This is a genomic window from Aquitalea sp. FG25, assembly GCF_057809375.1.
In genome coordinates this window covers 1-21,691 of record NZ_JBMDJV010000013.1, presented here as the reverse complement: position 1 = coordinate 21,691, position 21,691 = coordinate 1, and the positions used below count along the sequence as shown (strand labels likewise).

Sequence of the window (21,691 nt, the reverse complement as noted above, 5' to 3'; positions counted from 1 at the left end):
AGGTTCAGTCGTCCTGCAGCACGATACGGGCGCGCAAGCCCGGAGCATCTGCTTCGGCAATGGCCAGCAGGCGATCGATATTGGGGTGCTTGCCCGGATGCAGGCGCGCATCGGCGGTATGTTCTGCATACAGTTGCAAGCCTTCCAGCGCGGCCGCCCGGTTGATGTGGCTGTGTTTCTTGATCAGCGCGTGATAAACCCGTACCGAGCCGGCGGTGCCCGGCTGGTTTTCCAGGCGCGTGAGTGCGGCGCCGGCGGCATCCAGCAGCACGATGGCGGCGATGCCATCGGTGGCGGGCAGTGTTTCCAGAATTTCCTTGAAGCTGGTGGTCATGATGTGTATGCCCTGGAGCGAGCTGTGTGCTGTTGGTGTCAGCTGAGGATGCTAGCACAGGATGGCAAGGCAAGGTTTGTTGCTGCCTGGCTTGCGCCAGGATGGTCAGGGAGTGCACTTTTATGGTGCATTTTGTGACGATTGGCGGGTGAATGGGCGTAACCGGATGGCTGTGGCTGCTGCGGATAGGAGTTGATTGTATTTATTATCAATAGCTTGCTATTTTAGGCATGGTTATTGCTAATATGTGCAGCAGTAGCTGGCGACGGGTGATTACCTGCTCTTTCTTGTAATCACCGTCCTGCGCCAGTCTGCAAAGGAGAAACCAGAGCGGCAAAGCCGCCACCGGCCGGTCTGGCCGAAGAGACCACTCTTCGGCCAGACGACCACCCTCGCTTGAGTGCAGGCGGGATTCAACCCGGCTGCACCCCCATCAGGTATTTTCGGCTCAGCGTCTTGAACAGCTCGCTACCGGCCACGCCCAGCATTTCAAACAGCACCATTTCCCGACTGACCAACACCGCACCGGCTGCCTGCATGCGCTGTAAGCCCAGTTGCTTGTCGCTATCGCGGCGGCTGGCCACGGCATCGGCCACCACGAATACCTGCTTGCCCTGAGCCAGTAATTGCAGCACGGTCTGCAATACACAGACATGGGTTTCCATGCCGCACACAATCACCTGTTTGCGTGCCAGCAGGCTGTCTGGCAGGCAGTCGGCGGCTACGCAGGAAAAGTGCAGCTTCTCCACCACCGTGGCCTGGGGGGCCGTGGCCAGCAGGCTGGCTTCGGTATGGCCCAGGCCGCGTGGGTATTGTTCGGAAAACACCACCGGCAGGCCGGTATCGTGAGCCACACCCACCATCCACCGGCTGGCTGCCAACATGCTGTCGGCCTGATCCACCGCCGGTAGCAGTTTGTCCTGGATATCCACCACCAGCAGGGTGGCCTGATCGATCTGCATCAGCATGTTTGTGTCTCCCTTTCTGTCATTTACAAGGCATACGCCCTTTGGCTGACAGGGTAATCCCTTGATGGGCGAAAAAGCCAGATGTGGCACTATGCCGCTTCAACATTCTTGGGACCGTCCACCTGCCATTGCAGTTCTGCAAGCGGGGGACGTGCGCAACCTGGCGTGGCAAGCCGACACAGAATCGCTGTCTGCGCCGTGGAGAGACTTCATGCTGCAAGGTGCTTACCGGCTGTTTCAACAAGCCATTGTCGAAGTGATCGACCCCAAGCGGGTGTTCACAGATCCGCTGTCCACCCTGGCTTACGGGACGGATGCGTCCTGTTACCGGCTGGTGCCGAAAGTCGTCATCCAGACCCATGACGAAGCCGAGGTACAGGCAGTGCTGGCCCAGGCTGCGGCCTTGAAATTGCCGGTGACTTTCCGCGCTGCCGGTACCTCTTTATCCGGCCAGGCGGTGAGCGATTCCATTCTGGTGGTGGCCAATCATGGCTGGAAAGAACTACAGGTACTGGATGAAGGGCGCGCCATCCGCCTGCAACCGGGGGTAATCGGCGCGGCGGCCAATGCCGCGCTGCTGCCGTTTGGCCGCAAAATTGGCCCCGACCCGGCCACCATCAACTCGGCGATGATCGGCGGCATTGTCAGTAACAACTCCAGCGGCATGTGCTGTGGTACGGCACAAAACACCTACCAGACCATCAAGAGCCTGCGGCTGGTGCTGGCCGACGGCACGGTGCTGGATACCGCCGATGCCGCCAGCGTGGCGGCTTTCCGCCAATCCCATGCAGGGCTGCTGGCCGGGCTGGGCGCGCTGGCCGCGCGTATCCGTGCCGATGCTGAGCTGGAAGCGCGTATCCGCCGCAAGTACAAGATGAAAAACACCACCGGCTACAGCCTGAATGCGCTGGTGGATTTTGTTGATCCGCTGGACATGCTGTTGCACTTGATCGTGGGCAGTGAAGGCACGCTGGCCTTTGTCTCGGAGGCGACCTACCACACGGTGGAGGAGCTGCCCAACAAGGCCTCGGCATTGGTGTTTTACCCCACCATCAAGGATGCTTGCGATGCCATCCAGCTGCTGGCGCAGCACAAGGATGTGGTGTCCTCGGCAGAGCTGCTGGACCGTGCCAGCCTGCGCTCGGTGGAAAACAAGGCCGGCGTGCCTGCCGAACTGAAAACGCTGGGCGATGAGGCTGCCGCCATCCTGATCGAAACCCGTGCCCGTGATGCGGTGGCACTGACGGCGCAGATCAACGCCATTTGCGGCTATATTGCCGCCATTCCCAATCTGTCCGGCATCCGTTTTACCGATGTGGCCGAGGAGTACACCCGGCTGTGGAATATCCGCAAGGGCATGTTCCCCAGTGTGGGGGCGATGCGCGCGGCGGAAACCACCGTCATCATCGAAGACGTGGTATTCCCCATCGAACATCTGGCCGAAGGCACGCTCAAGCTGCAGGCCTTGTTCCGCCAGTACCATTACGACGAAGCCATCATCTTCGGCCATGCGCTGGAAGGTAATCTGCACTTTGTGTTCACGCCCAATTTCTCTGGCGAAGCCGAAATCAAGCGCTACGAGGCCTTTATCGAGGACGTGTGCAAGCTGGTGGCAGTGGAATACGAAGGTGCGGTCAAGGCCGAGCATGGCACCGGCCGCAATATGGCGCCGTTTGTCGAGATGGAGTGGGGCCCGGCAGCCTACCGGATCATGCAGGAACTCAAAGCCCTGTTCGACCCGGATGGCATCCTCAACCCGGATGTGATCATCACCCACGACAAGCTGCTGCACATCCGTAACCTGAAGCCGATTCCCAGCGCCAATACGCTGATCGACAAGTGCATCGAGTGTGGTTTCTGCGAGGTGATGTGCCCCAGCCGCGCCATTACCCTGACCCCGCGCCAGCGCATTGTGGCCAACCGTGAAATGGCAGCGCTGGAGCAAAGCGGCAAGGACCAATCCCGGTTGGATGCGCTGCGTGAAAGCTACCAGTTTGCCGGTGATGAAACCTGTACCACCTGTGGCCTGTGCGAATCCGCCTGCCCGGTGGGTATCAATACCGGTGCGCTCACCAGCCAGTTGCGGCAGCAAAACCTGAGCGATACCGGCAGGGCGCTGGCCAATACCCTGGCCAGCAACTACGGCACCGCTACCGCAGGCGCGCGTCTTGGCCTGTTTGCCTTGCAGACGGTACAGGCGCTGACCGGTAATAGCGCAACCGGTTTGCTGATGCGCAGCCTGCGCCGCGTGGTGGGGCGCCGTATTCCGTACTGGACGCCATACTTCCCGCGTGCCGCCAGCAAGCTGCGGCTGGACAGCGGCAAACGTGGCGAGCGCAAGGTGGTGTATCTGCCATCCTGCCTGACCCGCACCTTTGCTCCGGCCAAGCTGCAGCCGGATCAGCGCCCGCTGAATGAGGTGGTGGCTTCGGTGCTGGGCAAGGCCGGTTATGAGATTCTTTACCCGCAGCAGATGGACGGCCTGTGCTGCGGTACGCCGTTCAAGTCCAAGGGCGCGGTGGATGCGGCCGCCAGCAAGCTGTCCGAGCTGGAAGCGGCCTTGCTGCAGGCCAGTGACAATGGCCGCTGGCCGGTGATTGTCGACAATGGCGTGTGTACCGCCAGCATGCTGGAAGGGCTGCAGGACAAACGGCTGCAGGTGTATGACGTCACCCGTTTTGTCCACGAAGTGGCCGCCGAGCATTTGCAGTTCACCCCGCAGCAGGAAAGCGTGGCGCTGCATGTGGTGTGCTCCATGCGCAAGACCGGCCAGGCCGCCATGCTCAATGCGCTGGCCAAGCGCTGTAGCAGCAGCGTCATCGAACCGCAGGGCATCACCTGCTGTGGTTTTGCCGGTGACAAGGGCTTTAGCCATCCAGAACTCAACAGCAGTGCGCTCACCGGCCTCAAAGCCCAGGTGAAGGACTGCGGCAGCGGCTTCTCCAATAGCGTTACCTGCGAGATCGGCCTGTCGGCCAATTCTGGCATTCCTTACCAGAACCTGATGTATCTGGTGGACAAGGCCTGCCGCAGCCGCTAGCTGCACGCGCGGCAGGCAACAGCAACAGCCCCGTTTTCAGCAATGAAACGGGGCTGTTGTCTGGCGAATCTGCTTGTTAAACAGCCATGCTATTTGTAATGATGTCATGCTATCTGGTCCGGACCGGCTTACAGGAGCATTGCCGCATGTCATTTCATATCCGCCGTATCGAGCCGGACGACGCCGCTGCCATGGCACAGCTGCAATCCGCTCCGGGCGTGGTGCGCCATACCTCGCAGCAGCCTTATCAGTCGGCAGCAGACTGGCAGCACAAGCTGCAACAGCTGTCCTCATCCTGTCACTGGCTGGTGGCCTGTGATGCTGCTGACGAGGTGATTGCCAGCGCCGGGCTCACCATTCTGTCGCAGGCGCGTTGCCGCCATGTGGCGGACATATTCCTGGTGGTTCGTGACGAATGGCAGGGCCAGGGCGTGGGGTGCGCACTGATGCAGGCCTTGCTGGAGCTGTCCGACAACTGGCTGGGGCTGATCCGGCTGCAATTGATGGCCCAGCAGGACAACCAGCGTGCTATCGCGTTGTACGAGCGCTTTGGCTTCCAGCATGAGGGCGTGGTGCGGCAGGATATCCTGCAAGACGGGTGCTATGTGGACAGCGTGGTGATGGCACGGCTGCATTGGCCGGCGGGAGGGCAGGCATGAGCTCGTATCACATTCGCAAACCTGGCCCGGCTGACGCGGCGGCATTACGCGCTCTGATGAGCGATCCCTCCTGTTATGGCAATACGCTGCAGCTGCCTTATCCGTCAGTGCAATTGTGGCAGCAGCGGCTGGTCGGCCAGGATCCGCTGCATCATGCCTTGCTGCTGGAAAGCGCCGATGGCCAAGTGATTGCGCATGGCTCTTTGTGGCGGGAAAGTGTGCCACGGTTGGCGCATGGTGCCAGCCTGGGCATGGCGGTCCGGCGTGATTGGCAAGGGCTGGGCGTAGGTTCTGCCTTGTTGCTGGCGCTGCTGGATCTGGCTGATAACTGGCTGGGGCTGCATCGGGTAGAGCTGACGGTATTTGCTGATAATGCCGCCGCGCTGGCGCTGTATCGCAAATACGGCTTTGTGGAAGAGGCCAGGCTACGTGCCTACGCCTTACGCGCGGGCCGCTATGAAGATGTATTGAAGATGGCCCGGCTGCGTCCTGCGCCACTGCATGGCGCGGCGTAAGCAAGGGACAAAAAAATAACGCCATCGACAGATGGCGTTTTCAATGACACAACAAAGGAGTTTGCTGTCTGCCCCTGACGGCAGTGGCCTGCTGATGCATGGCAGGCCCTGAAGAAACTTCAACAGAGTGTCAACATTATCCAATCTGCCCGGCAAGCTGTCCTTCATCATTCGGACATGAAGCGGTAATATTGCGACGTATCTGATTAATATAAAGAAAAAGCGCAAATTGCTCGCGCTTTGCTCCCTTACAGGGCAAGGGCAGGGGATCGGGAATAGATAGGAAGGCTGCGGATTTTAAAACTTGATCGACAGGCTCGGCTTGGCCGAGTCCTGTACCATCATCCCCAATGACCTGGCAGCAGCCAGAGAAAAAGCGCAGCCATGCTGCGCTTTTTCCTTGTCTGTACTGTGAACGGACTGGCTATTTACACGTCCTGCCCTTCAATAATGCCGTCATGAGTGGCCGAGGACTGGGGCAGAATCAGGTTCAGCGCCATGGCCAGAATCGAGCACAAGCCAACCCCGGCCAGTTCCAGCCCGCCCAGTTTCAGGGTCAGGCCACCGATACCGGCGGTCAGCACCACCGAGATGATCACCAGATTGCGCGGTTCCATCAGGTCTACCTTGGCTTCAATCAGCGTCTTCAGGCCAATGGAGGCGATGGTGCCAAACAGCAATACCATGATGCCGCCCATTACCGGCATGGGGATGGATTGCAGCAGGGCATTGAATTTGCCAAAGAAGGCCATGCAGATGGCAAACACCGCAGCCCAGGTCATGGTGACCGGGTTGAAGTTGCGGGTAATCATTACCGCACCGGTGACTTCAGCGTAGGTGGTAACCGGCGGGCCGCCGATCAGGCCAGCCAGGCACACGCCCAGGCCATCACCCATCAGGGTGCGATGCAGGCCGGGGGTCTTGGTGAAGTCCTTGCCAGTGACGCCGCCAATGGCCATCACGCCACCGATGTGCTCGATGGACGGGGCAATGGCTACCGGCAGCATAAACAGGGCGGCAGACCAGTTGATTTCCGGGCTGTGGAAGACCGGTGCGGCAAACCACGGTGCGTTGGCCAGCTTGGCAAAGTCCACCATGCCCATGAAGGCGGCGGCGATATAGCCTACGGTCACACCGGCCAGAATCGGCACCAGCTTGAACATGCCACGGGCGTAAATGGACACGATGATGGTGGTCGCCAGCGAAATGGCAGCCAGCAGCATAGAGGTTTCATACGGCATGATCTGCTTGCCGCCAGCCTGGCCCATGGCCATGCCGGAAGCGGCCGTGGCCACGGACAGGCCGATGATCATGATCACCGGGCCAATCACCACTGGTGGCAGCAGCTTGTTGATCAGGGCCATGCCGCGCCAGCGCACGATGGCGGCAAACACGAAGTACATGAAACCGGCGGCAAACAGGCCGAACATGGTGGCACCCTGACCCCAAGTATGGATGGAGTAGATGATGGGGCCGATAAAGGCAAACGAGCTGCCCAGAAAAATAGGCACCTGACGGCCGGTACACAGCTGGAACAGCAAGGTGCCGATGCCTGCGCCGAGCAAGGCCATGGCAGGGTTGAGGCCGGTCAGCAGCGGAACCAGAACCAGTGCGCCAAAGGCGACAAACAGGATCTGGGCGCCGGAGATGGCCACCTTCACGTGTTGGAACATAATGGGAATTCCCTGTTTTTGTTGAAATTAATAATGCGGCCTGACGCTGACTCAGACCGTGCAATACATGATGGCCTGGGCAATGATGTTGTTCTGCTCCCGTGCCAGCACGCTGTGTTGCCTGAAGTCCTGCACCATGGCCTGTACCCGTGAGTAGGTATCAAAGTTGGGTAGCGGGCGATAAGCAATGTCCACGCCAAGCCGCGCCGCCACTTTCTTGACGGTAGTGGGCTTGATGCACACATGCACATCGGGCTGGCTATAGGCCAAAAAGCAGCTCACCACCGGCCACTTGGCCGGATTGGCATTGCCATCATTGCGACACAGCTGCAGCACTTCGACAAAGTCGGAAAAACTATCCGGGCCAAACTGGTGCAGCAGGCGGTACAAGGCCTGCACAAACGGCACATGCACATCGCGAAAGCCCAGATAGTTGCGAAAGGCCATCTTTTCGAAGGTGCTGACCGTGGTGCTGCGGCCGATGATCTGGCGGCAGGTTTCGCTGATGGCGGCATACTGGCCGTCTGCCAGCGCCTGCTGCATGGTCTTTGCGCTCAGCCCTTGCTGACACAGGGTGATGACGCTGTCCACGCTGCGGTGTTTTCTGGCCAGCGCCAGCCAGGCTTCATCCTGCAGACCGTCGGGAAAGCGCAGCAGAAAATCCTGATCAATCGCCTGATGGGGACTCAACACGGTAAGCCTTCCTTGTGCATGGGGCTGGGGTGGCATCGCCTGCAAAAAACGCCGCTACTTCGATTGAAGGTGAGCGGCGTGTTGTTGGCATGGGCAGGACTCAAATGTGCTTGGTGCCGAAAATCTTGTCACCGGCATCACCCAGTCCCGGAATGATGTAGCCGTTTTCATTCAGATGGCTGTCCAGCGAGGCGGCGTACAGCTGCACGTCCGGATGCGCATCGTTGACCACTTTCACGCCTTCGGGCGCTGCGACCATCACCACGGCCTTGATCTGCTTGCAGCCTTTGCGCTTGAGCAGTTCGATGGTGGCTACCATGGAGCCGCCGGTGGCCAGCATCGGGTCGATGATGATGGCAATGCGTTCGTCCAGGCTGTCGACAAATTTTTCGAAATAGGACACCGGCTCCAGCGTTTCTTCATTGCGGGCCAGGCCCACTACGCTGATTTTGGCCGAGGGGACCAGATCAAGCACACCGTCCAGCATGCCGATACCCGCGCGCAGGATGGGAACGACCGTGACTTTTTTGCCCTTGATTTGCTGTACGTCGATCTTGCCGCACCAGCCGTCGATGGTGGTGGCTTCCAGTTCGAAGTCGCGTGTGGCTTCATAAGCCAGGAGACGGGCCAGCTCTTGCGTGAGCTGGCGGAATTTCATGGTGCTGATATCACCCTCGCGCAGCAGGCCGAGTTTGTGCTGTACCAGCGGATGGTTGACTACATGGATATTCATTTTTTTGTTCCCAACCTTGCGAAAAAGCTGCCGATGCCGGTCTTGTGAACCGCAATGGCAGCTTGTTTCAGATATGCGAAACCGGCCTTGTTGCCATGGCCGGTCTTTGAATGAGGTATGGGGCGGTATTCTACCGCTTTTCCCAGCTGGAAATCCATGGAATTAACCCTGAGGCCGGCAGTGGGGCAGAGCAGATATAGCCTTGTACCGACTGGCAACCCAGCTCGCTGAGCACCGATAGATCGCCAGCATCCTCCACCCCCATGCCAATGGTCTGCAAGCCCTCAGCCTTGCCCAGTGCCAGCGCCTCACCCAATATGGCGCGCAGGTGCTGGTTGCCCCCGGCACCATGGACAAAGGCCCGGTCGATTTTCAGTCCGCTGAAATGGTTGGATTTGAGCTTGTCGGTCAGGCCCACGCCAATACCGAACTCATCCACCATCACGCCAAAGCCAGCCTGACGCAGGGTGGCCAGCTGCACATCAGCCACCGACCAGTGCTGACGCAAAGTGTTTTCCGAGAACTCCAGGGCCAGATTGGCAGGCTTAAGTCCGGCCAGCCGGGTTTTCTGGCTCAGGTGTCCTGTCAGCTGCGGGTCTGCCAGCAACTGGGCAGACAGGTTGATCGACACATTCAACTCAAAACCCTGATCCAGCCAGTCACGGCAGGCGTACAGCGTTTTTTCCAGAATCAGTTCGGTCAGCTCGCGAATCATGCCGCGTTCTTCCATCACCGGAACAAAAGTGATGGGAGAAAGCACACCCAGCGCCGGGTGACGCCAGCGCGCCAGCGCTTCGGCCCCAACGACGCGGCGCGTCTGGACATCGACAATCGGCTGGAAATACGGAACCAGCTGGTCATTGACCAGTGCCTTCCAGATTTCATCAATCGGCATGGCCGTGCCGTTATCCGCGCTCAGCGGGCTGGCTGGATGATCTGGAGGTGCGAAAAAGCCGTCTGTCTGGGAGGAGGTCATGTCGTCTGTGTGGTCCGCAAGGGAAAGGGCAGGGTGCCGCCAGTGTGGTCTGTTATCTGTGAATTGTAAGACAGCTAATTCCAAGTGGATATGCTGGCACCCGTTTGCCGCATAAAAAAACCCGGCCAGGCCGGGTTTTGCATACAGGTCTTGAAGCTTTTGCTTACAGACCTTCCAACACCTGCTGCAATTCGCCGGACTGATACATTTCGTACATGATGTCCGAACCACCAATGAACTCGCCCTTTACATACAGTTGCGGGATAGTCGGCCAGTTGGAGAACTCCTTGATGCCCTGGCGGATTTCCGCGTCCTGCAGCACGTCAACGGTCTTGATGGTTTCCACGCCACAGGCTTTCAGGATTTGCACTGCACGCGAAGAGAAGCCGCACTGCGGAAACTGGGCCGTACCTTTCATGAACAGCACAACCGGATTTTCGGTGACGGTCTGTTTGATGATTTCCTGGGTATCCATGGGGAATTCCTTGCTGTGAACGGGCCGGCACCGGGCTGGCCCTTGAATACTTGACTGAATCGATGGGTTATTGTACGTAAGCGCGCCGTCGTGGTCAATTTGCCTGATTACGGGCGCGCAGTTGCTGCAGAAACAATTCGGCCTGGCCGTCATACAAGGCATGGCGGTTCATGAAGCGCGATACGTTGGCCGCCATCAGTGCCGTGGCCATCAGCGGAATGATCATGGTGGAAGAAGAAGATGTCATTTCCATCACGATGACAAAACCGGTCATCGGGGCGCGTGTCATGCCAGAAAAAAATGCCACCATGCCCAGCAGCACCATGGCCGCCTGCGGCAGGGCGGGCAGCAGCAGCGACAGGTTGAGGCCAAAGCCGGCACCCACGGCCAGCGAGGGGGCGAACATGCCGCCAGGTGCGCCGCTGATATAGGTGATCACCAGTGAAACCAGCTTGAGAATGCCGTATTCCTGCATGCTGCTGCCGCCACCCTCGATGATTTCCTTGGCTCGGAAATAGCCGGTGCCAAACGTGATGCCGTCACTGGCAATGCCGATGACGGCCAGCAGCAAACCGCAGCCAATGGCAAACAAAATGGGATAGTGGCTGCGCCAGCCATGCAGCGGGCCGGGCAGGCGTTCGGCCAGCACCAGGATGATGCGCGATGTCAGCCCGCCGATGATGCCGCCGATAATGCCGCATACCGGAATGGCCATCCAGCCGGCGCGCAGATCCAGCGCTACCGATACCACACCGAAATAGTTGTAATCGCCAAGCACGGCAATGGCGGTAATACCCGCCAGAATCACCGACAGCAGGATGGTGGAGCTGGCACGCTGGTCGAAGGTGCGGCCCATTTCCTCAATGGCAAACACGATGCCTGCCAGCGGGGTGTTGAACGCAGCGGCCACGCCTGCTGCCGCGCCCGCCAGGATAAAGCTGCGTGCCACGCCTTCATGCCGCAACGCGGCTTCGCGATTGAGTGAATACTTGATGGCTGCCCCCACCTGCACGATGGGGCCTTCATAGCCCATGGTAGAACCACAGCTGACACCGATCAGCGTCAGCACCATCTTGCCCACCGCTGCACGCATGGTAAGGATGCGTGCACGCAAGGCATGCATGCCCGGCTGCATGGCGATGATGGTTTGGGGAATGCCGCCGCCGCCTGCGCCTTCAAAAAAGGTGCGCAGCAGCCACACCGACAAGCCCAGCCCGGCCGGGGTAATCAGCAGTGCCCACAGCGGAGATTGGTCGTATATCTGGTAGAACAGCGCGTGTGACAGATGGCTGCCATTGGCAAACACGGCAGCCACCAGGCCAATGAGAATGGCGGCGATCCAGATTGGGGCCCGACGCCGCCACAATGCAATGGACAGGTACAGGTATCTCAGGCGGCGACTGGCGCGCAGGCCGTGCTGGCCCAGGTGCCGGGCGACTCTGGAGTCGGACATGGGGGTGGAAACTCCGTGGGGTTATCAAGTGAGCAGCAAAGCCGAAACGCAAATCATTCATGATTAAACAGTATTTTCGACTTTGCTAATACTCAATGATAAGGTCAATGGCCTTTTCTGACCAGAACCGCAGCGAAGAAACCGTCAGAATTGTGCAAATGTGGCTTCAATTGCAGATAATCGCCGATTTGCAGCGGGATTTTCTGTTCGGCCAGTGCTTCATCCATGGGCAGCAGGCTGAAATCCGGATGCGCGGCCAGGAAGGCTTCCACGATGTCGCGGTTTTCCTGCGGCAGCAGGCTGCAGGTGGCATACACCAGGCGGCCACCAACTTTGACCAGACGGGCGGCGGAAGCCAGGATAGCGGTTTGCTTGATGTTAAGCTCGGCCACGCTGTCCGGGTTTTGACGGAATTTCAGATCCGGATTACGACGCAGGGTACCCAGGCCTGAGCAGGGGGCATCCACCAGTACACGATCAGCCTTGCCAGCCAGGCGTTTTACCTTGCTGTCGTTTTCATGTGCCAGCAGTTGCGGGTGCACATTGGACAGGCCGGAGCGGGCCAGGCGCGGCTTGAGGTTGGCCAGGCGTTTTTCCGATACGTCAAAGGCGTACAGGCGACCACTGGAAGCCATTTGTGCGCCCAGCAGCAGGGTTTTGCCGCCGGCACCGGCGCAGAAATCCACCACCATTTCACCACGGCGCGCGCCGGTAATCAGGCCCAATAGCTGGCTGCCTTCGTCCTGCACCTCGATGGCACCGGATTGGAACAGCTCGTATTTGGTCAGCGCGGGCTTGCTCTGCAGGCGGATACCGATGGGCGAATAGGGCGTCGGCTCGCACGGCATGCCGTCAGCGCGCAGACGGTCGATAACTTCGTCGCGCTTCATCTTCATGGTGTTGACGCGCAGGTCGAGCGGGGCGGGTTCCATCAGGCCCAGGCCCAGTGCCAGTACGTCTTTCGGGTCTTTTTCTGCCAGCCGCTCGATCACCCATTCTGGCAACTCGGCGGCTACCGACAGATTTTCTTCTAGGGTTTTGCCCTTGATGCCACCCAGCCATTCGCGTTCGCCAGCGCTGGTGCAATCGGCCATTTCCTTGATGTTGAGCTTTTGCAGACGCATCAGCGCCACCATGGCCAGACGGCGCGGGGTGGCTTTTTCCGGGGCGATGAGGGCGCGGAACTGGATCAGGCGGCGCAGACAGCCAAAGGCGGTTTCGGCAATCAGGTGGCGGTCGTTGGAACCCAGCTTCACGTTTTCACGGAAGTAGGCGGACAGCACGGCGTCAGCCGGGCGGTCGAAGCGGGTCATCTGGCCGATGACGGTTTCGATATGTTTCAGTTGGCTATGGCTGATATTCATTAACGGTTATTCCGGGTCATGGGGCGCGCGGGCAGGCGCCATTGCTCGGTGCCGTCAACATTGATCAGCACGGCGCGCAGTTCTACCCGCTTGCTTTTGTCGATGCGCGAAATGCGCACCGGCAGGTTGGAGAAATCCGGAGCCAGCCAGAATTCGGTGATGTCATCCTCGCCCTTGGCGCGGAATACAATCACCCGGATCTTGCCGGAGCCGGTGTCATAATCGGTTTCACCACTGGGGGTCATCGGATAGTCGTAGACCTTTTTCCCGGTGGTGATCTGTAGCGGGGCACTCCCCAGCTGGCCGCCCTTCAGGCCCAACTGCAAAGCCAGACTGAATACATCCTGTGCGCCTGCCCGCAGTGCTACTTCCTTGTCGCCCTGATCACCAAAGTGCAACACACCGGCTGCATGGTCAAAACGGGCAGACTCCTTGGCTTCTTGACCTACCCAGGCTTGCAGGCTGTCCGGTTGCAGGCCGTGCTGGTTTAACTGCCCTTGCGAAACATAGCGCCGATTCCCGCCGATAACCGGGTTGAAGCGAATCTCCAGCGTGTAGTGGTGGCCATCGTGTTGCCAATCCAGACCGCCGCCGCCCACCATCGCACCATTATAGAAGGTCTGGTAGCCAAGCTTGGCCCGTGCCGGAAAACGGTGCAGCGAACTGACCGGGTACAGATAACCGGCTGGTTTGTCGGTACTGCTGGTCACCGGCGTGCTGGCGGCTTCTGCCTTGGCCTGTTTTTCCAGTTTTGCCGCAGCATCTTCCGCCGTGCTTGCACTGGCGGCTGCGGTTTTGTCGGTTTCCGTCACTGGCTGGCTGGCATCTGCCACCGCTGACGGATTGTCTGCCTGTTTGTCCGCTGCCGGCGCCGCCTTGGCCAGCGGGCCGGAGGTATCGCGTTTGGGCTTGCGCTTTTTCGCTGCCGGATGATGCGACACCGAGCCTGCAGCAGGGCCAAGCGGTAGCAGTCGGGCAGTCGGTACTGCGGGTGCTTGCTGGGCTTCCAGCGCCAGTGCCTGCATCTTGACGTCGATCTTGCGTAGCGCCTGATCCGGCGGCAGTTCGATGACGGCATCGGGCAGCAGGCCGGAGCCCAGCATGGCCAGATGCACCAGGATAGAGGCCAGTAGGGCGAGCACAAAGACCCGCAGCGGTTTTTTCATGCCGATGACGGCTTATGGTGCCGGTGCCATCAGGCTGCTGGCCGGTTGTGTCGGCGAGGCAACCCGGCCATCGACAATGCTCAGTTCATCGGCCACAAAGCGGCGCACGGCAGCCGGGTAAAGCTGGTGTTCCAGTTGCAGTACCCGTGCGGCCACGCTGTCCGGCGTGTCATTTTCCAGCAGGCTGACCACACCTTGCGACACGATGGGGCCGTGATCCAGCTCGGCGGTGACAAAGTGCACGGTGCAGCCCGCCACCTTGCAGCCCATTTCCAGCGCCCGTGCATGAGTGTGCAGGCCGGGAAACGCAGGCAGCAGCGAGGGGTGGATATTCAGCATGCGGCCTTCGTAGCGGCGGGTGAAGTCTGCCGTCAGGATGCGCATGAAACCAGCCAGCACGACCAGATCGGGTTGATAGCCGTCTATCACTTGCGCCAGCTGTGCATCAAATGCTTCACGGCTGGCATAGGCCTTGTGGTCCACCACGGCTGTGGCAATGCCACGCTCGGCAGCCCAGGCCAGGCCAGCGGCGTCCGGGCGATTGGACAGCACGGCGGCAATACGCGCGCCCGCGATATTGGCGTCGACAATGGCCTGCATATTGGAGCCACGGCCGGAAATCAGGATGACGATATTCTTCATGGGTCAACATGTCTGCGGCAACCACAATGCTTGCCGGTAAAAAAACAAGCGCCGCCAGCAGTGCTAGCGGCGCCGTTTGGTGTCACTGCCGGACTCAGGAAATCTGGGTCTGGTGTTCGTCACCGTTGCGGGCGCGCACCGTGCCCAGGCGATGTACGGTTTCGCCTTCCTGCTGCAGCAGGGCAGTGGCAGCAGCCACATGCTCTTCGGCCACAATCACCACCATGCCGATGCCACAGTTGAAGGTGCGGTACATTTCCTGGCTGTCCACATTGCCTTCTTTTTGCAGCCACTGGAACAGCTTGGGCAGTTCCCAGCTGCCAGCATCCAGCTGGGCAACCACATTGTCCGGCAGGACGCGCGGGGTGTTTTCCGTGATGCCGCCGCCGGTGATGTGGGCCATGCCTTTTACCGGCAGGGTTTGCATCAGCTTGAGCAGCGGTTTCACGTAAATGCGGGTCGGGGCAATCACGGCATCGCGCAGGCTCTTGTCGCCATCAAAAGCGGCGTCCAGATCCGGCTGGGCGCGGTCGATGATCTTGCGAACCAGGCTGTAGCCATTGGAATGCACACCGTTGGAACCCAGGCCCAACACCACGTCACCCGGAACGATGGTACGGCCAGTGATCACTTGGCTTTTTTCCACTACGCCAACCGCAAAGCCGGCCAGATCGTATTCGCCCACCGGATACATGCCCGGCATTTCGGCGGTTTCGCCGCCGATCAGTGCACAACCGGCTTGTTCGCAACCGGCGGCAATGCCTTTGATGACGTCGGTGGCTTGCGGTACATCCAGCTTGCCGCAGGCAAAGTAATCCAGGAAGAACAGCGGCTCGGCACCCTGAACCAGGATGTCGTTCACGCTCATGGCCACCAGATCGATACCGACGGTGTCGTGGCGATTCCAGTCAAAGGCGAGTTTCAGCTTGGTGCCCACGCCATCGGTGCCGGATACCAGGACGGGCTCTTTGTACTTTTTGGAAATTTCCACCAGTGCGCCGAAACCGCCGATACCACCGAGAACTTCCGGGCGCATGGTGCGCTTGGCATAGGGCTTGATGTTTTCGACGAGCGCGTCGCCGGCGTCGATATCCACGCCTGCATCACGGTAACTGAGGGACTGGGTGCTCAAGGTAAACTCGCTTTCTGCTAACTTGAAGTATTTTCACGTCAAGCTTTCGCTGATGCGAAAGCACTGTATTTTAACTGAATTTCCTGGGGAAAGCTGCGCTTAGTTTGCATCTGTCGGTCAGAAAGCGGCACAAGCGGGTAGGGATGGGCGGCAAAATGCATGCGGGCATGGCCGCAGACGGTTGGCGCGCCTGTGCTCTGGCGGGGGCGGTTGGCGATTTTATACAACAATAAGCACTAAACAAATACCATGCAGCGGTTTCGCCAAGCGGGCATCTCAGCGTAAAATCGCAGTCTGACTTCAACCGGCCCACACGACCTTACTCTTGGACCAGCTAGTACTAGATCTGACCCCCACTCCGCTGCCGGCTTTCGACAATTTCCTGGCCCAGCGCAACCGCGAGGTGATTACCGCCCTCACGGCGGAGGATGGCGAGCGCTTCATTTATCTGTGGGGTGAACCCGGCAGCGGCAAGACGCATCTGTTGCAAGCCTGGATTGCCCATGCCGAGCGGCTGGGGCGCGCCTCCATTTATCTGGATGGCCAGAACGAGCATCTGCCGGACTTTGCCCGCGAAGCCAGCTTCATTGCGGTGGACCACGTTGACGACCTGGCCCCGGACGACCAGATCACCCTGTTCTCCTTTTATAACTCGCTGAAGGAAAGTGGCGAGGGCCGCTTGCTGATGGCCGGGCGCAAGCCGCCGATGGCCGCAGCGGTGCGTGACGATCTGCGCACTCGCCTGGGCTGGGGACTGGTGCTGGAGGTAAAAGCCCTGTCCGATGACGACAAGCTGGCCGCACTGCGCACCCATGCCGCCAACCGCCAGCTGGCCATTGCCGACGATGTGTTCCGTTATCTGCTTACCCACTGGCGGCGCGACCTGTCCAGCCTGATCGGCATGCTGGACATGCTGGACCGCTATTCGCTGGCGTTGCGCCGCCCGATCACCGTGCCGCTGGTGAAAAACGTTTTGCAAACCGCGAGTTCTTCCGACACATGACCCAAGCACGCAATCTGGCCCTGTTCGACCTGGACAATACCCTGCTGATCGGCGACTCCGATTTCGAATGGCCGCGTTTCCTGATCAAGCGCGGCATTGTCGACCAGGCTTACTACGACCACCGCAATAATCATTTCTACGAACAGTACAAGGCCGGTACGCTGAATATCGGCGAATATCTGGAATTTGCGCTGGAGCCGCTCACCCGTTACGACAACGCGGAACTGGCAGCGCTGCATGCTGCTTATATGGATGAGCATATCCGCCCCATCATTCCGCAAGCTGCGCGCGACTTGCTGAACCTGCACCGGGCGCAGGGCGATGAAATCCTCATCATCACCGCCACCAACCGCTTCATCACCGGCCCCATCGCCGCTGAACTGGGCGTGGATGACGAACACCTGATCGCCATCGACCTGGAACAGACCGCCGATGGCCGCTACACCGGCAAGCACACCGGCGTACCCAGCTTCCAGGCCGGCAAGATCATCCGGCTGGAAATGTGGCTGGCAGAGCGCAGCCAGACGCTGGCCAGCTTCGGTCGCAGCTTTTTCTACAGTGATTCGCACAACGACCTGCCGCTCTTGTCCATTGTCAGCAATCCGGTAGCGGTGGACCCGGACGACACTCTGCGCCAGCATGCCACCGCGCAGGGCTGGCCCATCATCAGCCTGCGCGGCTGAAATAGCTCATCAATAGTTCAGACAGTCTGGCTACGGCCAGACTGTTTTTGTATGGAGAGATGATATGGAGCAACTGCAAGCATTCCTGGCCCGCGCCGAAGCGCTGCTGTCCCGTCTGGAACCCTTGCTGCCACCGGCCCGGCCCGAGCCGGACTGGAGCGCCCCGGCCTACCGTTGGCGGCGTCAGGGCATGGCCGGCTGGCTGGAAAGCGTATCCGAACCACATACCCTGCCGCTGGCACGGCTGACCCATATCGACAATCAGCTCAAGCTCTTGGTGCGCAATACCCGCCAGTTTGTCAAAGGCAAGCCTGCCAATAATGTGCTGCTGACCGGCGCGCGCGGCACCGGCAAATCCTCGCTGGTGAAGGCCCTGCTGCCTGAGTTTGCCGACAAGGGCCTGCGCATTATCGAGGTGGACAAGGATCATCTGTCCGATCTGGCCCAGATCATGGCGCTGGTGGCCGGACGCAAGGAGCGCTTTATCCTGTTTTGCGATGACCTGTCGTTTGAAGATGGCGACGATGCCTACAAGGCGCTGAAGACGGCGCTGGATGGCGGCCTGGCGCGGCGGGCAGAAAACATGCTGGTGTATGCCACCTCTAACCGCCGCCACCTGATGCCGGAAAAACACAGCGAAAACCGTGAAGGCTGGGTCAGTGATGGCGAAATCCATCCGGGCGAAGCCATCGAGGAGAAGGTGTCGCTGTCCGATCGCTTCGGCCTGTGGCTGTCGTTTTATCCCTTTGATCAGGACGCTTACCTCGCCGCCGTCCAAACCTGGCTGGAGCACTTTTCCCTGCCCATGGACAAAGAGGCCGAACGCGCGGCATTGCAATGGAGCCAGCTGCGTGCCAGCCGTTCTGGCCGCGTGGCCTGGCAGTTTGCCAACGACTGGGCCGGGCGCAGTGCCAAGGAACGCAAGGCGGAGTTGGGCAAGTGAGCGTGGCTGCTACCACGGCCATGCCGCCGCAGCACAAGGCGCGCGGCATTCTGCTGTACAGCCTGGCCATTTTTTTGCTGGCGGTGATGGATGCCAGCGCCAAGTGGCTGACCCATGGCTATCCGGTGGGGGAGATCATCTTCTTCCGCTCGCTGTTTGCCCTGCCCATCCTGCTGGTATTGGGGCTGCACCACAGCAGTGCACCGGCCCGGCTGCTGGCTACGGCCCATCCGTGGCGGCATCTGCTGCGCGGCCTGGTGGTGCTGGTTACCATCGTCACTTTCTTTATTGCCTTGCGCCATTTGCCCTTGGCTACGGTAACGGTGATCACCCTGTCCAATCCGGTGTTCATGCTGCTGCTCAGCCTGGTGTGGCTGGGCGAAAAAGTGGGGCGACGGCAATGGCTGGCGGTGGCACTCGGTTTGCTGGGGGTGCTGGTGGTGTGTGGCTGGTCCGGCCTGCAGTTCAATATGTACAGCCTGCTGGCGGTGGGCTCGGCCTTGTCTTATGCACTGGCCTCGCTGCTGACGCGGCAGCTGTCGGCCACCGACAGCCCGGCCACCATTGCCATGCTGGGGACATTGATCATGCTGCTGGTCAGCGCCCTGACCGCAGGCAGTGACTGGCAGCTGCCCGGCTGGGGTGATTGGCTGGTGCTGCTATTGCTGGGCCTGAGCGGCGGGCTGGCCAATTTCGTCAACGCCCTGTCGCTGCGTTATGTGCAGCTGTCAGCAGTGGCCCCGCTGGAATACAGCATCCTGTTGTGGGCGGCAGGGTTGGGCTATCTGTTTTTTGGTGAATTGCCCGGCATCACCACCTGGCTGGGCGGTGCACTCATCATTGCCAGCGGTGTAGTGGTAGCCCGAGAGAAACATTAAGGCAGACAACAACAATCATGCATTCCGACAAGAAAATCATCGAAGTGGTGGCCGGTGCGCTGATGCGTCTGGACGGCAGCTTCATGCTGGGCAGCCGGCCCGAAGGCAAGCCTTATGCCGGTTACTGGGAATTTCCCGGTGGCAAGGTGGAACCGGGCGAAAGCGCCATGCAGGCGCTGGTGCGCGAGCTGCAAGAAGAAATGGCCATTACGGTAACCCATGCCACGCCCTGGCTGACCCGGGTGCATCATTACGAACACGCTTCGGTACTGCTGCGTTTCTTCCGGGTGTGGGATTGGCAGGGTGAGCCGCAGCCGCAGGAGAGTCAGCAGTTTGCCTGGCAAGCACCGGGCCAGACCAGCGTCGAGCCCATGCTGCCCGCCAATGGCCCGATTCTCAAATCTCTGCAACTGCCCGCGCTATATGCCATCACCTGTGCGCATGAAATCGGTGTGGCTGCGCAGTTGCAGGCGCTGGCTGATGGCCCGGCATACGGGCTGGTGCAAGTGCGCGAACCGGATATGGACCGCTCGCAGTTACAGGCATTTGTTGCCGAGGTGGCTGCCATCGTGCATGCGCGTGGCGGCAAGGTAGTGGTGAATGCCGACCCGGACTGGCTGGCCGGCTGGCCGGTGGATGGCGTGCATCTGAATGGCCCGCGTTTGCGGCATCTGCAGCAGCGGCCGGATTTTGCCTGGGTAGGGGCGTCGGTACACAGCGCTGCCGAGCTGCAACTGGCTGGTGAGCAGGGCCTGGATTACGCCTTGCTGGGCCATGTCCAGCCCACGGCCAGCCACCCCGGCGTCACGCCGCTGGGCTGGGCGGGCTTTGCGGCGGTATTGGCTGATGGCATCCCGCTACCGGTGTATGCCCTGGGCGGCCTGAAACAGCAGGATGTGGACTGCGCCCGTCAGCAAGGAGCCCACGGCGTGGCGCTGATGCGGGGAGCATGGCAATGACGATGAATCTCAAACAGAAAAAGCTGCTGCTGATCGGCGTGGCCCTGCTGCTGCTGGCTGCGCTCAAAGGCGGGCTGGTGTGGTGGTATCTGCAGCACAAACAGCAAACCGCAGCACCTGTTGCGCTGGCCTGCAATGTCACACAGGCTGCGTGCAGCCTGCCGGATGGCGGCAGTTTGCACTTTGTCACTCCCCCGCAGAATGGCAAGCCCTTTGTCATGCGGCTGGAGGGCGTTAGTGCCAGCGAACCCAGCGTGGAGTTTTCCATGGCAGATATGGACATGGGCTTCAATCGCTACCGCTTTGTGGCGGATGGGGCCAACTGGCAAGCACGTATCACCCTGCCGGTGTGTGCAAGTGGCAGCCGCCACTGGATTGCAACCTTGCATCTGGGCGACAGGGCTTACAGCCTGCCATTCCAGACGCAATAGCGCTGGCACCGGTCAAGGTAACAAGGCGCCACCAGGCGCCTTTTTTGTCAGCCGGTCACCGCTCAGGCTGGCGCAGCAGTCCGTAGCACCTGACGCGACAGACAGCTGTGCAAGTGCTCATGACACGCCGCCGCCAAGCGCAACAACTCCCCGTTATCCACCGACAGCCCCTGTGGCATGGCAATTTGTTGCGCCAGCGCCTGTAAGGGCGTCACCTTGCTGTTCAGCCCCAATAACCGGCCATGGGCGTGGCGCAGCCGGTTGTCCGGCGTGTAATCCAGCGTCAGCAACCAGTGGGAATGCCGCCAGCGCATATCCTGCGTCAACACCGCCTGCAACACGGCATGGCTCACCTGCACCCCGGCCTCCGCCGCCAATGCCAAGGCCTGCTCCCATTGCGGCGCAGTCGGTGGCAACTGCGCCAGTGCGGGCAGCAAGTGGTGGGACAGCCAGTTCCGCAACTGCTGTGCCAATGGCTTGCCGCTACGGCGCAAGGCGCGCAGCAAGGCTTGCGCGGGCCAGCATGCTGTCGCGTTTTCTGCATCCGGATGAATGTCGGTGCTGGTGTCTGCGCTCAGCAATTGCTGCATGCGTCGCCCCAGTCTTTGGCCGATGACTGCGAGTACATCGTCGCTATACAGCAACCATTGGCCGTCATGGCGCAGTACGTGCAGGGGTTTGCCGTGGTAGTGGAAGCACAGGGGAGGGGGATGTTGGGAGGTGGTTTGGGTTGTCATGAAGCGGGTTCCTTCGAGTGCGTTGAAAGTCACCCTTGTTGAGAGGGTGGCCAGGTACTTCAACACCGCTCGAAGACGGCCTGCAGATTTTCCCGGTTGCCCAAGTGTTGTATGACTGCACGCTACCCGGCCATAAGCTTGATATTGTCCGCAAAAATGGACAGTGACGAAACTGATGGGTGAATCGCCCCGGCTTCTCTAGACACTCTTGAGCCGTTGGAAATATTGCTTCTC

Annotated in this window: 23 protein-coding genes; 9 read left to right on the top strand and 14 right to left on the bottom strand. The window is 60.0% G+C overall.

Going from position 1 to position 21,691, the window contains the following annotated elements; translation table 11 throughout:
* Window positions 1-4 precede the first annotated feature (4 nt).
* On the bottom strand, window positions 5-334 hold the full coding sequence (locus ACODR9_RS12920; RefSeq protein ID WP_488809737.1) for a DUF2322 family protein: 330 nt from the start codon (window positions 332-334) through the stop codon (window positions 5-7).
* Window positions 335-747: 413 nt separating this feature from the next.
* Entirely contained in the window at window positions 748-1,302 is a 555-nt protein-coding gene (locus ACODR9_RS12915; RefSeq protein WP_488809736.1) for a hydrolase, read from the bottom strand.
* Between the two features lie 211 nt (window positions 1,303-1,513).
* Between ACODR9_RS12915 and ACODR9_RS12910 the strand changes: the two genes are divergently transcribed.
* The 3 genes from ACODR9_RS12910 to ACODR9_RS12900 all read left to right on the top strand — a co-directional run bounded on the left by ACODR9_RS12910 (window position 1,514) and on the right by ACODR9_RS12900 (window position 5,516).
* A complete protein-coding gene (locus tag ACODR9_RS12910) occupies window positions 1,514-4,342 on the top strand; it encodes an FAD-binding and (Fe-S)-binding domain-containing protein (protein WP_488809734.1) in 2,829 nt (942 codons plus the stop codon).
* A gap of 146 nt (window positions 4,343-4,488) precedes the next feature.
* Entirely contained in the window at window positions 4,489-5,001 is a 513-nt protein-coding gene (locus tag ACODR9_RS12905; RefSeq protein WP_488809733.1) for a GNAT family N-acetyltransferase, read from the top strand.
* The gene (locus ACODR9_RS12900) at window positions 4,998-5,516 is read left to right on the top strand and encodes a GNAT family N-acetyltransferase (protein ID WP_488809732.1); all 519 of its coding nucleotides are present in this window, start codon (window positions 4,998-5,000) and stop codon (window positions 5,514-5,516) included. Before ACODR9_RS12905 ends, ACODR9_RS12900 begins: the two co-directional genes overlap by 4 nt.
* A 428-nt stretch (window positions 5,517-5,944) precedes the next feature.
* Here the strand turns inward: ACODR9_RS12900 and ACODR9_RS12895 are convergent, their stop codons facing one another.
* The 11 genes from ACODR9_RS12895 to purM form a co-directional block, all read right to left on the bottom strand.
* Window positions 5,945-7,189 (bottom strand): uracil-xanthine permease family protein, encoded by a 1,245-nt coding sequence (locus ACODR9_RS12895; protein ID WP_488809731.1) that lies wholly within the window; start codon window positions 7,187-7,189, stop codon window positions 5,945-5,947.
* 51 nt (window positions 7,190-7,240) lie between these two features.
* Window positions 7,241-7,882, bottom strand: coding sequence for a hypothetical protein (locus ACODR9_RS12890; protein WP_488809729.1), 642 nt, complete (start codon window positions 7,880-7,882; stop codon window positions 7,241-7,243).
* 100 nt (window positions 7,883-7,982) lie between these two features.
* Window positions 7,983-8,615, bottom strand: a complete 633-nt coding sequence (upp, locus tag ACODR9_RS12885; RefSeq protein WP_045847282.1) for a uracil phosphoribosyltransferase — start codon at window positions 8,613-8,615, stop codon at window positions 7,983-7,985.
* Entirely contained in the window at window positions 8,612-8,773 is a 162-nt protein-coding gene (locus ACODR9_RS12880; RefSeq protein ID WP_488809728.1) for a hypothetical protein, read from the bottom strand. The genes upp and ACODR9_RS12880 overlap by 4 nt, the downstream gene beginning before the upstream one ends.
* The gene (locus ACODR9_RS12875; RefSeq protein WP_488809727.1) at window positions 8,746-9,591 is read right to left on the bottom strand and encodes an EAL domain-containing protein; all 846 of its coding nucleotides are present in this window, start codon (window positions 9,589-9,591) and stop codon (window positions 8,746-8,748) included. The genes ACODR9_RS12880 and ACODR9_RS12875 overlap by 28 nt, the downstream gene beginning before the upstream one ends.
* Before the next feature lie 163 nt (window positions 9,592-9,754).
* Window positions 9,755-10,066 carry a Grx4 family monothiol glutaredoxin gene (grxD, locus tag ACODR9_RS12870; protein WP_488809726.1) on the bottom strand — a complete coding sequence of 104 codons (312 nt, stop codon included), beginning with the start codon at window positions 10,064-10,066 and terminating at the stop codon, window positions 9,755-9,757.
* Window positions 10,067-10,160: 94 nt separating this feature from the next.
* Entirely contained in the window at window positions 10,161-11,519 is a 1,359-nt protein-coding gene (locus ACODR9_RS12865) for a chloride channel protein (protein ID WP_488809725.1), read from the bottom strand.
* Window positions 11,520-11,623: 104 nt separating this feature from the next.
* The gene (locus ACODR9_RS12860; RefSeq protein ID WP_488809867.1) at window positions 11,624-12,877 is read right to left on the bottom strand and encodes an RsmB/NOP family class I SAM-dependent RNA methyltransferase; all 1,254 of its coding nucleotides are present in this window, start codon (window positions 12,875-12,877) and stop codon (window positions 11,624-11,626) included.
* A 5-nt stretch (window positions 12,878-12,882) separates the two neighbouring features.
* Window positions 12,883-14,049: a DUF3108 domain-containing protein gene (locus ACODR9_RS12855; RefSeq protein WP_488809724.1), complete on the bottom strand. Its 1,167-nt coding sequence runs from the start codon at window positions 14,047-14,049 to the stop codon at window positions 12,883-12,885.
* Between the two features lie 12 nt (window positions 14,050-14,061).
* Window positions 14,062-14,691: a phosphoribosylglycinamide formyltransferase gene (gene purN, locus ACODR9_RS12850; RefSeq protein WP_488809722.1), complete on the bottom strand. Its 630-nt coding sequence runs from the start codon at window positions 14,689-14,691 to the stop codon at window positions 14,062-14,064.
* Window positions 14,692-14,785: 94 nt separating this feature from the next.
* Entirely contained in the window at window positions 14,786-15,823 is a 1,038-nt protein-coding gene (gene purM / locus ACODR9_RS12845) for a phosphoribosylformylglycinamidine cyclo-ligase (RefSeq protein WP_488809720.1), read from the bottom strand.
* A 325-nt stretch (window positions 15,824-16,148) separates the two neighbouring features.
* Here purM and hda point away from each other — a divergent pair, with 325 nt between their 5' ends.
* The 6 genes from hda (at window position 16,149) to ACODR9_RS12815 (ending at window position 20,720) form a co-directional block, all read left to right on the top strand.
* Complete coding sequence (hda, locus tag ACODR9_RS12840) at window positions 16,149-16,826, top strand: DnaA regulatory inactivator Hda (RefSeq protein ID WP_103524711.1); 678 nt, start codon at window positions 16,149-16,151, stop codon at window positions 16,824-16,826.
* The gene (locus ACODR9_RS12835; protein ID WP_488809719.1) at window positions 16,823-17,509 is read left to right on the top strand and encodes a histidinol-phosphatase; all 687 of its coding nucleotides are present in this window, start codon (window positions 16,823-16,825) and stop codon (window positions 17,507-17,509) included. The genes hda and ACODR9_RS12835 overlap by 4 nt, the downstream gene beginning before the upstream one ends.
* Before the next feature lie 64 nt (window positions 17,510-17,573).
* Entirely contained in the window at window positions 17,574-18,452 is an 879-nt protein-coding gene (locus ACODR9_RS12830) for an ATP-binding protein (RefSeq protein ID WP_488809718.1), read from the top strand.
* Complete coding sequence (locus ACODR9_RS12825; protein ID WP_488809716.1) at window positions 18,449-19,330, top strand: DMT family transporter; 882 nt, start codon at window positions 18,449-18,451, stop codon at window positions 19,328-19,330. Before ACODR9_RS12830 ends, ACODR9_RS12825 begins: the two co-directional genes overlap by 4 nt.
* Window positions 19,331-19,347: 17 nt before the next feature.
* A complete protein-coding gene (locus ACODR9_RS12820; protein WP_488809715.1) occupies window positions 19,348-20,289 on the top strand; it encodes a Nudix family hydrolase in 942 nt (313 codons plus the stop codon).
* Window positions 20,286-20,720, top strand: a complete 435-nt coding sequence (locus ACODR9_RS12815; RefSeq protein ID WP_488809714.1) for a hypothetical protein — start codon at window positions 20,286-20,288, stop codon at window positions 20,718-20,720. The genes ACODR9_RS12820 and ACODR9_RS12815 overlap by 4 nt, the downstream gene beginning before the upstream one ends.
* 62 nt (window positions 20,721-20,782) lie before the next feature.
* Here ACODR9_RS12815 and ACODR9_RS12810 read toward each other — a convergent pair whose 3' ends face one another.
* On the bottom strand, window positions 20,783-21,457 hold the full coding sequence (locus ACODR9_RS12810; RefSeq protein ID WP_488809713.1) for a BRO-N domain-containing protein: 675 nt from the start codon (window positions 21,455-21,457) through the stop codon (window positions 20,783-20,785).
* Between the last annotated feature and the right edge of the window lie 234 nt (window positions 21,458-21,691).